Below are 14,171 nucleotides of genomic sequence, written 5' to 3'. Positions count from 1 at the left end.
GAGAGAAGAACCGGAAGCAGTCCTTCCGGACCGCTCGTCGGCGTAGCGTCGGCTGCACGCGTCCCCCTCATCCCGTGATCACCGCCCTCCCCGCGCGGTGCTCCGTCAACCAGTACACCCACCAGGACCGGCGAACCACGTGAGCTCCTCTTTCTCCACCCGGCGCCTGTCGCACCCCCAGGGGCGACAGGGGGACCGTGGCGCTTACCGACTGGTGCGTACTCCGCCTGCCCGCGTGGGTCCCCCCCGTCTGGACGCCGCACAGCGCTCCGTGGTTGACCACGGTGCCGGTCCACTGCTCGTCCTCGCAGGTCCGGGCACCGGCAAAACCACCACCCTCGTCGAGTCCGTGGCGGCCCGGATCGCCCGCGGGGACGACCCCGAGCGCATCCTGGTGCTCACGTTCAGCCGCAAGGCGGCCGTGGAGCTGCGGGACCGGATGGCGCACCGCATGGGAGCCGCCCGCGCGCCCCAGGCCACCACCTTCCACTCGTACTGCTACGCCCTGATCCGCGCCCACCAGGACGCCGACCTCTTCGTGGAGCCCCTGCGGCTGCTCTCGGGACCCGAGCAGGACGTGGCCGTCCGCGAACTGCTCGCCGGCCAGCTCGACCTGCAACGGCTCGGCCTCGCGCATGTGCGCTGGCCGGACGAACTGCGCGCCTGCCTCACCACGCGCGGCTTCGCCGACGAGGTCCGCGCGGTGCTCGCGCGCAGCCGCGAACTGGGCCTCGACCCCGCCGCCCTGGACGCCTTCGCGCACCGCATCGGCCGCCCCGACTGGCGCGCCGCCGCCGCCTTCCTCGCCGAATACCTCGACGTGCTCGATCTGCACGGCGTGATCGACTACGCGGAACTCGTCCACCGCGCGGTCCTCCTCGCCCACCGCCCCGAGGTGGCCGAACGGCTCGCCGCGCGGTACGACGCCGTGTTCGTCGACGAGTACCAGGACACCGACCCGGCCCAGGTACGGCTGCTGCACGCCCTCGCCGGCGGCGGCCGCAGCCTGGTCGCCTTCGGTGACCCCGACCAGTCGATCTACACCTTCCGGGGCGCCGATGTGAACGGCATCCTGGACTTCCCCGAGGACTTCCCCCGCCCCGACGGCCGTCCGGCCCCCGTCGAGGTCCTGCGCACCTCCCGCCGCTCCGGCGCCGCCCTCCTGGCCGCCACCCGACGGCTCACCCAGCGGATGCCCCTGACCCGCCTCCCGGCCGAGAAGGTCCGCGCCCACCGCGAGCTGGCTGCGGCACGCGACGGCGGCCGCGTCGAGGTCTACACGTACCCGACCCCCGGCACCGAGCTGGACAACGTCGCCGACATCCTGCGCCGCGCGCACCTGGAGGACGGCGTCCCCTGGCGCGAGATGGCCGTACTGGTGCGCGCCGGCTCCCGCACGATCCCGACGGTCCGCCGCGCCCTCACCGCCGCCGGCGTCCCCCTCGACATCGACGGCGACGATCTCCCCCTGCGCCACGAACCCGCCGTGGCGCCCCTGCTGACGGCCCTGCGGGCGGTGGCGACGGCGGAGGCCTCCGCGGCGGCACCGGCGGGGGACGAGGACCCCGAGACCGGCGCGGACGCCTGCTGGCTCGACACCGAGACCGCCCTCACCCTCCTCGCCTCCCCGCTGGCCGGCATGGACGCCGCCGATCTGCGCCGCCTCGGCCGGGCCCTGCGCGAGGAGGAGCGCGCCGCGGGCAACGCGCTGCCGCCACCCTCCGACGTGCTGCTGACACGCGCCCTCGCGGAGCCGGTGCGGCTGGTCGCCCACGACCCGACGTACGCGCGCGGCGCCCAGCGCCTCGGCGCGCTGCTGGCGACGGCCCGGGAGGGCCTCGCGCGGGGCGGCACGGCCGAGGAGGCGCTGTGGGAACTGTGGGACGGCACGCCCTGGCCCGCGCGTCTGGAGCGGTCCGCCCGGCGCGGCGGCGCGGCAGGCCGCAACGCCGACCGGGACCTGGACGCCGTGTGCGCGCTCTTCGCCACCGCCGCCCGCGCGGAGGAGCGCACCGGCGGCCGGGGCGCCCTGAACTTCCTGGCCGAGATCGAGGCCGAGGACATCGCCGCCGACACCCTCACCCGGCGCGCCGCGCGCCCCGACGCCGTACGCCTGATGACCGCCCACCGCGCCAAGGGCCTGGAGTGGAGCCTGGTCGTCGTGGCCGGCGTCCAGGAAGGCCTGTGGCCGGACCTGCGCCGCCGTGGCTCCCTCCTGGAGGCCGACCGCATCGGCCGCGACGGACTCGCCGAGCCGCTCAACCCGGGCGCGCTGCTCGCCGAGGAGCGCCGCCTGTTCTACGTCGCCGCCACACGCGCGCGCGAGCGGCTCGTCGTCACCGCCGTGAAGGCGCCCGCCGACGACGGCGACCAGCCTTCCCGCTTCCTCACCGAACTCGGCGTCGAGCCCAAGGACGTCACCGGCCGCCCGCGCCGCCCCCTGGCGGTCGCCGCGCTGGTCGCCGAACTACGCGCCACGACGGTCGACCCGCGCGCCTCCGCCACCCTCCGGGAGGCCGCGGCCCGCCGGCTGGCCCGGCTGGCCGCGCTCGCCGACGAGGACGGCAGGCCCCTGGTGCCGTCCGCCCACCCGTACCGCTGGTGGGGCATGTTCGAGCCGACCGAGAGCAAGGTGCCGCTGCGCGACCGCGACCAGCCCGTCGTGCTCTCCGGCAGCGCCCTCGACCAGCTCGCCAACACCTGCGCCCTCCAGTGGTTCCTGGGCCGCGAGGTGAAGGCCGACGCCCCCGCCACCGTCGCCCAGGGGTTCGGCAACGTGGTGCACGTCCTCGCCGACGAGGTCGCCTCCGGGCACACCCCGGCCGATCTCGACGTCCTCATGGAGCGCCTCGACTCCGTGTGGAACGCCCTCGCCTTCGACGCGCCGTGGAAGTCCGCGCAGGAGAAGGCACACGCGCGCGTGGCGCTCGAACGCTTCTTGAAGTGGCATGTGATGGACCGCACGGGCCGCACCCCGGTCGCCAGCGAGCACGACTTCGACGTCACCCTCGAAGCGGGCGAGTACGAGGTGCGCATCCGCGGCCAGATGGACCGCGTCGAGGCCGACGCCGAAGGCCGTGCCTACGTCGTCGACTTCAAGACCGGCAAACAGGCGCCGACCGCCCGCGAGGTGGAGCGCCACCCCCAGCTCGCCGTGTACCAGCTGGCCGTCCGCGAGGGCGCCGTCGACGAGGCCTTCGACGGCGTACGGCCCCCACCGGGCGGCGCCGAACTCGTCCAGCTGCGTCAGAGCGCCGCCAAGCGGGACGGCGGCGAGAGCCTGCCCAAGGTGCAGGCGCAGGACGCCCTCGAGGGCGCGGCGGGGGAGTGGGTCGGCGACCTGCTCGCCACGGCGGCCGGCAAGGTCCTCGACGAGCGCTTCACCCCGACCGCCGGCCAGCAGTGCACCCACTGCGCCTTCCGCGCCTCGTGCAGCGCCCGGCCCGAGGGACGGCACGTGGTCGAGTGAACGACCCGTGTGACGGACCGCACCACACCTGCTGACCTGGGCTTCTCTCGGTCCCGCCGGGCGATTTGTCATCGACTGTCAGTGCCCGCCGCTAGCCTCTCCCCATGCCCGCCCGTATCAGCGATCCCGAGCAGCTCAAGGAGCTCCTCGGGATCCCCTTCACCCCGGAGCAGACGGCCTGCATCACCGCGCCGCCCGCCCCGCAGGTGATCGTGGCCGGAGCCGGGTCGGGAAAGACGACCGTGATGGCCGCGCGCGTGCTGTGGCTGGTCGGCACCGGCCAGGTCGCCCCCGACCAGGTCCTCGGCCTGACCTTCACCAACAAGGCCGCCGGAGAACTCGCCGAGCGCGTCCGTAAGGCGCTGGTCAAGGCGGGCGTCACCGACCCCGACGTCATCGACCCGGACAACCCGCCGGGCGAGCCGGTGATCTCCACCTACCACTCCTTCGCGGGCCGCCTGCTGACCGACCACGGTCTGCGCATCGGCCTGGAGCCGACGTCCCGCCTGCTCGCCGACGCCACCCGCTACCAGCTCGCCGCGCGCGTGCTGCGCGAGGCCCCCGGCCCCTACCCGTCCCTCACCCGCTCCTTCGCCGACCTGATCAGCGACCTTCTCGCGCTCGACGCCGAACTCGCCGAACACCTCGTCCGGCCCGAGGACCTGCGCGCGTGGGACGCCGGGCTGCTGAGCGGCCTGGAAGGCGCCAGGCTCACCAACGCCGACCTGCGCAAGGTGCCCGAGACGGCCGCCGCCCGGCGCGAACTGGCCGACCTGGTGCTGCGCTACCGGACCGCCAAACGCGAGCGCGACCTGCTCGACTTCGGCGACCAGATCGCCCTGGCGGCCCGGCTCGCCCAGGTTCCCGAAGTGGGCCCGATCCTGCGCGAGGAGTTCCGCGTGGTCCTCCTCGACGAGTACCAGGACACGTCGGTGGCCCAGCGCATCCTCCTGGCCGGCCTGTTCGGCGGCGGCACCGGGCACCCCGTGACCGCCGTCGGCGACCCCTGCCAGGCCATCTACGGCTGGCGGGGCGCCTCCGTGGCGAACCTCGACGACTTCCCCGAGCACTTCGCGCACACCGACGGAAGCAGGGCGCGACGCCAGTCGCTCAGCGAGAACCGCCGCAGCGGCGGCCGTCTCCTGGACCTCGCCAACGGCCTCGCCGAGCCGCTGCGCGCCATGCACGCGGGCGTGGAGGCCCTGCGCCCGGCCCCCGGCGCGGAACGCGACGGAGTGGTGCGCTGCGCCCTGCTGGACACGCACGCCGAGGAGATGGACTGGATCGCCGACTCCGTCGCCCACCTCGTGCGCACCGGCACGGCACCCGGTGAGATCGCCGTCCTGTGCCGCACGGCCACCGACTTCGCGGAGATCCAGGGCGCGCTGGTCGCCCGGGACGTCCCCGTCGAGGTGGTGGGCCTCTCCGGTCTCCTGCACCTGCCCGAGGTCGCCGACCTGGTCGCCGTCTGCGAGGTCCTCCAGGACCCCGGGGCCAACGCCTCCCTGGTCCGCCTGCTCACCGGCCCGCGCTGGCGCATCGGCCCCCGCGACCTCGCGCTCCTGGGCCGAAGGGCACGGCTGCTCGTCACCCACGCGCGCGGGGACGGCGACGACGACCCGAACCGCCGTCTCGCCGAGGCCGTCGAGGGGGTGGACCCGTCCGAGGTGATATCGCTCGCGGACGCCCTCGACACCTTCCTGGAGACGCCCCTGTACGGCGACGGCGGTGGCAGGTCCGGCCACGACGACGGGCTGCCCTTCTCGCCGGACGCGCGCGTGCGGTTCGCGCGACTCGCCACCGAACTGCGCGACCTGCGCCGTTCCCTGGCCGACCCCCTGATGGACGTGCTGCACCGCGTCCTCGCCGTCACCGGCCTGGAGGTCGAACTGTCCGCGTCCCCGCAGGCCCTGGCCGCCCGTCGCCGCGAGACCCTGTCCAACTTCCTCGACATCGCCGCCTCCTTCGCCGCGAGCGAGAGCCAGGCGAGCCTGCTGGCCTTCCTCGGCTTCCTGCGCACCGCCGCCCAGTACGAGAAGGGCCTCGACAACGCCCTCCCGGGCGGCGAGAACACCGTCAAGGTGCTCACCGCGCACAAGTCCAAGGGCCTGGAGTGGGACGTCGTCGTCGTCCCCGGCCTGGTCACCGGAACCTTCCCCAGTGGTCAGGGCCGCGAGAAGTGGACCGCCCAGGCCAAGGTGCTGCCGCACGAGCTGCGCGGCGACGCCGACACCCTCCCCCACCTCGCCTCCTGGGACGCGCGGGGCATGAAGGCCTTCCACGAGGCCATGAAGGACCACCAGCACACCGAGGAACTCCGTCTCGGCTACGTCGCCTTCACCCGCCCCCGCTCCTTGCTCCTCGGCTCCGGCCACTGGTGGGGCCCCACCCAGAAGAGGCCCCGCGGCCCGTCCGACTTCCTCCAGGCGCTGTACCGACACTGCGCCGCCGGGCACGGTGAGATCGAGGTCTGGGCGGACGAGCCGGCGGAGGACGAGGAGAACCCCGTCCTGCACCGGGCGACGGCCGACCAGGTCTGGCCGCTCCCGCTGGACGACGACTCCCTCGCCCGCCGCCGCGCCGCCGCCGAGACCGTCCTCGCCCACCTGGAGGACCTCGCCTCGCAGCAGGACGGCCACCCCGGCGCCACTCACGACCCGGACACCTACGACGACCCGGACTGGCCCGTGCCGCCGGACGAGGACGAGCTCGCCTACGAGCCCGAGTACGACGACCCTCGGTACGACGAGCCTCGGTACGACGACGCCGAGTACGGCGATCCGGGGTACGGCGGCCCCGAGCACGACGAGCCGTCCTACGGCGAGTCCGACCCGTTCGGGGACGCGCCCTTCGAGGGCGCCCGCCTCGCCGTGCCCCACCAGGCCACGGCCCCCGAGCTTCCCGCGACCCGCCCGCGCAGGCCCTCCCTCACCCCCGAGGAGTCCCGCGCCGTCGCCTCCTGGGACCGTGACCTCGACGCGCTCGCCGGCGAGCTGCTGCGCGCCCGCCGGAGCGTCACGGAGGTAGCCCTGCCCACGACCCTGACCGCCTCGCAGGTGCTGCGGCTGGCCGCCGACCCGGACGGCCTCGCGCAGGAACTCGCGCGCCCCATGCCACGCCCCCCGCAACCGGCCGCGCGCCGGGGCACCAGGTTCCACGCCTGGGTGGAGGCCCGCTTCGAGGAGCTGACGCTCCCCCTGCTGGAACCGCACGAGCTGCCCGGCGACGACGCCGAGATCGCCGACGAGCGCGACCTGGAAGCGCTCAAGGAAGCCTTCGAGAGCACCGAGTACGCCCACCGCACGCCGTACCGCGTCGAGGCCCCCTTCCAGCTCGCCCTCGCCGGCCGCGTCGTACGGGGCCGTATCGACGCGGTCTACAAGGAGGGCGACGGAGACACGGCCACCTACGACATCGTCGACTGGAAGACCCACCGGGCCCACACCGCCGACCCCCTCCAGCTCGCCCTCTACCGGCTCGCGTGGGCCGAGCAGCAGGGTGTGCCCGTGGAATCCGTCACAGCGGCGTTCCTCTACGTCCGCAGCGGCGACGTCGTACGACCGGAGGGTCTGCCCGATCGTGCCGCGCTGGAGCGCCTGTTGACCGGGGAGGACGGTGCCGGGGACGACGCCGGCGGACCGGCCGCGCAAGTAAACCCTGCGCAAGGGCCCGGCGAGGATGTCGCTGCGGGCCGATAGGCTCGTGACCATGAGCCATACCGTTGACAGTGCCGTCAGCGCCGTCCGCACGTACATCGAGCAGCACCGCGCCGCCTTCCTCGACGACCTCGCCGAATGGCTGCGCATCCCGTCGGTGTCGGCACAGCCCGACCACGCACCCGACGTACGGCGCAGCGCGGACTGGCTCGCGGCCAAGCTCAAGGAGACCGGCTTCCCGACCGTCGAGGTCTGGCAGACGCCGGGCGCGCCGGCCGTCTACGCGGAGTGGCCCTCCGGTGATCCACAGGCTCCCACCGTCCTGGTCTACGGCCATCACGACGTGCAGCCCGCCGCCCGTGAGGACGGCTGGGACAGCGACCCCTTCGAGCCCGTCGTCCGCGGGAACCGCCTGTACGCGCGGGGAGCGGCCGACGACAAGGGCCAGGTCTTCTTCCACACCCTCGGTGTCCGCGCCCATCTCGCCGCCACCGGCCGCCGGGCCCCGGCCGTCGGCCTCAAGCTGCTGATCGAGGGCGAGGAGGAGTCCAGCTCCCCGAACTTCCGCGCGCTGGTCGAGGAGCAGGCGGAACGGCTCGCCGCGGACGCCGTGATCGTCTCCGACACCGGGATGTGGTCCGAGGACACCCCCACGGTGTGCACCGGCATGCGCGGCCTCGCCGAGTGCGAGATCCGGCTGTTCGGCCCCGACCAGGACATCCACTCGGGCTCCTTCGGCGGTGCCGTGCCCAACCCGGCCACCGCGGCCGCCCGTCTTGTCGCGGCCCTGCACGACGAGCACGCGCGCGTGGCCGTGCCCGGCTTCTACGACGGCATCGTCGAGCTCACCGACCGCGAGCGCGAGCTCTTCGCCGAGCTGCCGTTCGACGAGGACCAGTGGCTGCGCACCGCCAGGTCGCACGCCACCCACGGCGAGGCCGGACACACCACCCTGGAGCGCGTCTGGGCCCGCCCCACGGCCGAGGTCAACGGCATCGGCGGCGGCTACCAGGGCCCGGGCAGCAAGACGATCATCCCGTCCTCGGCCTTTGTGAAGCTGTCGTTCCGGCTGGTCGCCGGACAGGACCCCGACCAGGTGGAGAAGGCCGTCCGTGACTGGGTCGACGCGCAACTGCCCGCCGGGATCGGGCACGAGATCACGTTCAGCCCGGCCACGCGCCCGTGTCTGACCCCGTTGGACCACCCGGCCCTCCAGTCCGTCGTCCGCGCCATGGGCCGCGCCTTCGAAGGGCCCGTCCGCTTCACCCGGGAGGGCGGCTCGGGACCGGCCGCCGACCTCCAGGAGGTCCTCGGCGCCCCCGTGCTCTTCCTGGGCATCTCCGTCCCCTCGGACGGCTGGCACGCGCCGAACGAGAAGGTCGAGCTGGACCTCCTCCTCAAGGGCGTCGAGACCACCGCGTACCTCTGGGGCGACCTGGCCGAGAGCTGGCGCCATGAGCCCTGACGCGCCCGCACGGTCCGGAGGGGGCACGCGCGCGGGGCACACTGGAAAGACCGCTCCGCCCCGCGACACCGCACCCAGACCGGTCGTCGTCTGCCGTACGTCCCGCTGAACCGCCCGCCGAAACAAACCGTTCCACCGGGGGAGTTGGAAGTACCCGTGACCACCTGGACCGACCAGAACGCCGATCGACCCATCTCGCTCACCGCGCCGAGCGGTGTCGACCGGGCTGCCCACCACCGGCTCGACGAGGCCTGGCTCGCCGCGGCGTGGAGCCACCCCACGACGCGTTGTTTCGTCGTCTCCGGCGGCCAGGTGCTCATCGACGAGACGTCCGAAGGCCACACCGAGCTCGTCATGACCCCGTCGTTCGAGGCGCCCCTCACCGAGGCGCACCGCTACTTCCTGGGGACCGACGAGGACGGTGTCAGCTACTTCGCCCTCCAGAAGGACGCGCTGCCCGGCCGTATCGACCAGTCCGCGCGCCCGGCCGGTCTGCGCGAGGCGGGCCTGCTGCTGTCGCCGCGCGAGACGGGACTGATGGTCCACGCGGTGGCCCTGGAGAACTGGCAGCGCCTGCACCGCTTCTGCTCCCGCTGCGGCGAGCGCACGGTGATCGCCGCGGCCGGCCACATCCGCCGCTGCCCCGCCTGCGGCGCCGAGCACTACCCGCGCACCGACCCCGCGGTGATCATGGCCGTCACGGACGAGGAGGACCGCATCCTCCTCGGTCGCCAGGTCCACTGGCCCGAGGGCCGCTTCTCGACCCTCGCCGGCTTCGTCGAGCCCGGGGAGTCCATCGAGCAGTCCGTGCGCCGCGAGGTCTTCGAGGAGGTCGGTGTCACCGTCGGCCAGGTCGACTACATCGCCAGCCAGCCCTGGCCCTTCCCGTCCAGCCTCATGCTGGGCTTCATGGCCCGTGCCACGTCCACCGACATCGACGTCGACGGCGACGAGATCCACGAGGCCCGCTGGTTCTCCCGCGACGAACTCGGCGCCTCCTTCGAGTCCGGCGAGGTGCTGCCCCCCTACGGCATCTCCATCGCGGCCCGTCTGATCGAGCTCTGGTACGGCAAGCCGCTGCCGACCCGCAGCTTCGTCTGACCCACGACGCGAGAAGGGCGGCCCCCCGATCCATCGGGGGGCCGCCCTTCTCGCGTACGGCCGGGGCGCCGAGCGCGGTTACGCGCCGATCTTCTGCTTCACCTGCGCCAGCGACGGGTTCGTCAGCGTGGAGCCGTCCGGGAACAGCACGGTCGGGACCGTCTGGTTTCCGCCATTGGCCTTCTCCACGAACGCCGCGGACTGCGGGTCCTGCTCGATGTTGATCTCGGTGTATCCGATGCCCTCGCGGTCGAGCTGCTTCTTCAGCCGCTGGCAGTAGCCGCACCACGTGGTGCTGTACATCGTCACAGTGCCCAGCATGTCTCTTGTGCTCCTTAGGCGGGTCGGGGGCAGGTGGTCGCAGTGGGAGAACATACGTGAAAGGGCCACCATTCCCGCGGCCATCAATTCCGCCGGGTGCCATGCCCGCGAGGCACAGACCTCCGAGCGTGACACTCGCCGCATTAATACGACTGCGAGGGCCCACCTGTGGACAACCGGCTCGTCCGTCTCCGCCGACCTGGCAGCATGGCCATGTGACAGCAGCAACGCACTCCCCCCTCTTCCCGCGGGTACCGGACTCGGCCGACGCGGTGCTCGAAGGGCTCGACCCCGAGCAGCGCGAGGTGGCCACCGCCCTGCACGGTCCGGTGTGCGTGCTGGCAGGAGCGGGCACGGGCAAGACCCGGGCGATCACCCACCGCATCGCCTACGGGGTGCGCGCCGGCATCGTGCACCCGTCCAGTGTGCTGGCCGTCACCTTCACCAACCGTGCCGCCGGGGAGATGCGGGGCCGGCTGCGCCAGCTCGGTGCCCAGGGCGTCCAGGCCCGTACCTTCCACTCCGCGGCCCTGCGTCAGCTCCAGTACTTCTGGCCGAAAGCGATCGGTGGCTCCCTGCCCCGGCTCGTCGACCGCAAGATCCAGCTCGTCGTCGACGCGGCGGCCGCGTGCCGCATCCGTCTCGACCGGGGCGAGCTGCGGGACGCCACCGCGGAGATCGAGTGGTCCAAGGTCACCCAGACCGTCCCCTCCGACTACGCCCTGGCCGCCGCGAAGGCGGGCCGCGCGATCCCCCGCGACCCCGCCGAGATCGCCCAGCTCTACGCGGCCTACGAGGACCTCAAGCGGCAGCGCGGTGTCATCGACTTCGAGGACGTCCTGCTGCTGACCGTCGCCGTCCTCCAGGACCGGCACGACATCGCCGAACAGGTCCGCGCCCAGTACCAGCACTTCGTGGTCGACGAGTACCAGGACGTCAGCCCGCTCCAGCAGCGGCTGCTCGAGCTGTGGCTCGGCGAGCGGGACAACCTGTGCGTGGTCGGGGACGCCAGCCAGACGATCTACTCCTTCACCGGAGCCACCCCCGACCACCTCCTCGACTTCCGCACCCGCCACCCCGGCGCCACCGTCGTCAAGCTGGTCCGCGACTACCGCTCCACCCCCCAGGTCGTCCACCTCGCCAACGGTCTGCTCTCCCAGGCCCGGGGACGCGCCGCGGACCACCGCCTGGAGCTCGTCTCCCAACGCGGCCCGGGCCCCGAGCCCGGCTACGCCGAGTACCCCGACGAGCCCGCCGAGGCCGAGGGCGCGGCCCGCCGGATCCGCGAGCTCCTCGACGCCGGTGTCCCGGCCTCGGAGATCGCCGTCCTGGTCCGCACCAACGCCCAGTCGGAGACGTACGAGCAGGCCCTCGCCGACCGCGGCATCCCGTACCAGCTGCGCGGCGCGGAGCGCTTCTTCGACCGTCCCGAGGTCCGCAAGGCGGGTGTCGCCCTGCGTGGCGCGGCCCGCTTCGGCGGCAACGACACCCTCCTCGAGGACACCGTCGACCTGCCCTCCCAGGTGCGTGCCGTCCTCTCGGGCGAGGGCTGGACGCCGCAGCCCCCGGCCGGCTCCGGAGCCGTCAGAGAACGCTGGGAGTCGCTGGCGGCGCTGGTCCACCTCGCGCAGGACTTCGCCGCCGCGCAGTCCGGCGCCACCCTCGCCGACCTGGTCGCCGAGCTCGACGAACGGGCGAGCGCCCAGCACGCCCCGACCGTCCAGGGCGTCACCCTGGCGTCCCTGCACTCGGCCAAGGGCCTGGAGTGGGACGTCGTCTTCCTGGTCGGCGTCGCCGAGGGCATGATGCCGATCACCTACGCCAAGACCGACGAGCAGATCGAGGAGGAGCGGCGCCTCCTCTACGTCGGAGTCACCCGGGCCCGCGAGCGCCTGTACGTTTCCTGGGCGCTCTCCCGCTCACCCGGCGGCCGTCCGAGCCGCCGCCCCAGCCGCTTCCTCGACGGTCTGCGTCCCGGTTCGGGCGCAGCCGCCGGCCGCGGAGGCAGCGGCGGAGGCAGCGGAGGCATCGAGCGCGGCTTCACCGGTGCCGCGGTGGCGGGCGCCCCCGTCGAGCGGCGCCGGACCCAGCGGAGCCCGGCCCGCTGCCGGGTCTGCGGGCGCACCCTGACCGACGCCGGCGAGATGAAACTGATGCGCTGCGAGGAGTGCCCGTCCGACATGGACGAGGGGCTGTACGAACGGCTGCGCGACTGGCGAGCGGTCCAGGCGTCGCAGGCGGGACAGCCGGCGTTCTGTGTCTTCACCGACAAGACCCTGATGGCGATCGCCGAGACCGTCCCCGAGGAGGAGGGCGAGCTCGCGCGGATCCCGGGGGTCGGCGTACGCAAGCTCAACCGCTACGGAGCCGATGTCCTGGCCATCTGCGCAGGCCAAGACGTCGGAGGGGACGAGGAGGGGGACTGAGGGCGGATGGCCGGGCAACTGATCCGAACTCGTCGGAAAAATAGTTTGCGCATGCCCCGGCAATCCCCATAGGTTCTTAGACACGGGAACGGCGGCCTTCTCGAAGGCCCTGATTCCGTGCTGTACTTGCATACCCGCCGGACCGGATTCACCCCGGTCCCCCGAGACGCCGAGAGGAGGCGATTCCAGTGATCATCATCAACAGCGGCTCTGTCGCCAAACTGACCGATCCCTCGGTCGTCTCCACGTGCATCCTCGACGCCTCGATCCTGGGCACCGGTCTGTCCGGCATTCGTGCCGACCGGTCGGCGTCCTCCTCCGTTGTCCTCGTGGGTCTTCCCAGCCGAGAGCGCAATGAGCGACCGACCGAGGCACTGGAAGCAGTAGGGGCACAGGCGCACGCCTATGCCTTTACGGCAGCCGGTGCCGGAGACCGGAAGCAGACGACGCAGCACCACCTGATGTGGGCCTTCCGTGGGCCAGAACCCTGGAGTGATCCAGCCTGATCGTCGATCAGGCCGGCGCCTTCAGGGCCGCGGAACCCACCCGGGATCCGCGGCCCTTCTGTTTGCCCCGAACAACGGGGACAGCGGAGTGAAGGGGCCTCGGGACAAGAAAAGAACCCGGTACCCAGCCGACACCCGGTCCTACAGGACCGGACCGACAGACGAGGAAGACGATCCGTGCAACTCGAAGCGCACGCCCCGTCAGTACCGCCTTCCGAAACGATCCCCCCGCCCGGCCTCACGGAGGACTCCACCTTGACCCCGCTCACGGCGCTCACCGCGCTCGACGACGCCATCGAGAACCTCGGCGTACCCGTCCCCTGCCGTTCCTACGACCCGGAGGTCTTCTTCGCCGAGTCGCCGGCCGACGTCGAGTACGCCAAGTCCCTCTGCCGCACCTGCCCGCTGATGGAGGCCTGCCTCGCCGGCGCCAAGGAGCGGCGCGAGCCCTGGGGCGTCTGGGGTGGCGAGCTGTTCGTCCAGGGCGTCGTCGTCGCCCGGAAGCGGCCGCGTGGCCGCCCGCGCAAGAACCCGGTTTCGGTATGAACACCGCAGGAACGATCGACCGCCCCCTCACGCAAGACCCCAAGAAGCAGGCCCCGATGAAGCCGTTCCCCAGCGAGCCCGAAGGCTCCGCGACCGAAGACCTCACCACCACCGGCGCGTACGACTCGCGTCAGAACAGGACACGCGAGATGCAACTCATCCCAGAAGCCCTGGCTCGTGCGCATATGCACGACCGGCTGCACGAGGCCGAGCGGGAACGCCGGGCACTGCGCCTGGCGACCGCTCGCCGGATGCAGCGCCGGGCCGAGCGCGCTTCGCTGCGCGCTCGGCGGGCGCTCGCCATCGCCGTGATGCAGTAACCACGCACACCTGAAGCGGTGGCCTCCCGAACGGGGGAGGCGAAGCTCTTCCCCGCGGGGGCCGGTCCGTCCGAACGGACCGGCCCCCGCGGTGCGTTGTGCGGGCGATCCACCGACGCGGCGTTACCGTCCCGAAGATGACGAGTCCTCGCGGAGACGGTGACCCGGGCGGTTCCCCGACGGAACCCCGCCCCCTCGTGTGCGCCCGCTGCGGCGCCCGGGCCGAGGAGCCCCCGCCCGTCGCCTGGACCTGTTCGGTGGAGAACGGCGTCCGGCGCTACTTCTGCGAGGCCTGCGCCCGCGAGAACCTCCGGGCGATCGAAGGACGACTGGACTCGGAGTGGTGGTGATTCGCGTCACA

10 protein-coding genes are annotated in these 14,171 nt (G+C 72.9%); 9 read left to right on the top strand and 1 reads right to left on the bottom strand.

What is annotated here, in order from left to right; translation table 11 throughout:
• Window positions 1-139: 139 nt before the first annotated feature.
• The 4 genes from ACIRPU_RS26865 (at window position 140) to nudC (ending at window position 9,691) form a co-directional block, all read left to right on the top strand.
• Window positions 140-3,469 (top strand): ATP-dependent helicase, encoded by a 3,330-nt coding sequence (locus ACIRPU_RS26865; RefSeq protein ID WP_403871704.1) that lies wholly within the window; start codon window positions 140-142, stop codon window positions 3,467-3,469.
• 104 nt (window positions 3,470-3,573) lie between these two features.
• On the top strand, window positions 3,574-7,167 hold the full coding sequence (locus ACIRPU_RS26860; RefSeq protein ID WP_403871702.1) for a UvrD-helicase domain-containing protein: 3,594 nt from the start codon (window positions 3,574-3,576) through the stop codon (window positions 7,165-7,167).
• Window positions 7,168-7,177: 10 nt separating this feature from the next.
• Entirely contained in the window at window positions 7,178-8,590 is a 1,413-nt protein-coding gene (locus ACIRPU_RS26855; RefSeq protein ID WP_403871700.1) for a dipeptidase, read from the top strand.
• A gap of 156 nt (window positions 8,591-8,746) precedes the next feature.
• Entirely contained in the window at window positions 8,747-9,691 is a 945-nt protein-coding gene (nudC, locus tag ACIRPU_RS26850; RefSeq protein ID WP_351761144.1) for an NAD(+) diphosphatase, read from the top strand.
• A 78-nt stretch (window positions 9,692-9,769) separates the two neighbouring features.
• On the opposite strand, the gene ACIRPU_RS26845 is transcribed toward nudC, so the two are convergent.
• Window positions 9,770-10,012: a mycoredoxin gene (locus tag ACIRPU_RS26845; protein WP_020130808.1), complete on the bottom strand. Its 243-nt coding sequence runs from the start codon at window positions 10,010-10,012 to the stop codon at window positions 9,770-9,772.
• Between the two features lie 101 nt (window positions 10,013-10,113).
• Here ACIRPU_RS26845 and ACIRPU_RS26840 point away from each other — a divergent pair, with 101 nt between their 5' ends.
• From ACIRPU_RS26840 to ACIRPU_RS26820, 5 genes are all read left to right on the top strand, one after another.
• On the top strand, window positions 10,114-12,438 hold the full coding sequence (locus ACIRPU_RS26840) for an ATP-dependent DNA helicase UvrD2 (RefSeq protein ID WP_403871697.1): 2,325 nt from the start codon (window positions 10,114-10,116) through the stop codon (window positions 12,436-12,438).
• Between the two features lie 188 nt (window positions 12,439-12,626).
• Window positions 12,627-12,944 carry a hypothetical protein gene (locus ACIRPU_RS26835; RefSeq protein ID WP_403871695.1) on the top strand — a complete coding sequence of 106 codons (318 nt, stop codon included), beginning with the start codon at window positions 12,627-12,629 and terminating at the stop codon, window positions 12,942-12,944.
• Between the two features lie 177 nt (window positions 12,945-13,121).
• Entirely contained in the window at window positions 13,122-13,490 is a 369-nt protein-coding gene (locus ACIRPU_RS26830; RefSeq protein WP_384125478.1) for a WhiB family transcriptional regulator, read from the top strand.
• Window positions 13,487-13,810: a hypothetical protein gene (locus tag ACIRPU_RS26825; RefSeq protein WP_355703982.1), complete on the top strand. Its 324-nt coding sequence runs from the start codon at window positions 13,487-13,489 to the stop codon at window positions 13,808-13,810. Before ACIRPU_RS26830 ends, ACIRPU_RS26825 begins: the two co-directional genes overlap by 4 nt.
• 137 nt (window positions 13,811-13,947) lie before the next feature.
• Window positions 13,948-14,160: a hypothetical protein gene (locus ACIRPU_RS26820; protein WP_403871693.1), complete on the top strand. Its 213-nt coding sequence runs from the start codon at window positions 13,948-13,950 to the stop codon at window positions 14,158-14,160.
• The last annotated feature ends 11 nt before the right edge of the window (window positions 14,161-14,171 follow it).

The sequence above is a fragment of the Streptomyces sp. NPDC102259 genome, assembly GCF_044766465.1.
Classification (GTDB): Bacteria; Actinomycetota; Actinomycetes; order Streptomycetales; family Streptomycetaceae; genus Streptomyces.
Note: the sequence above shows the minus strand (reverse complement) of the source record. Positions and strands in the feature narration are given on the sequence as shown.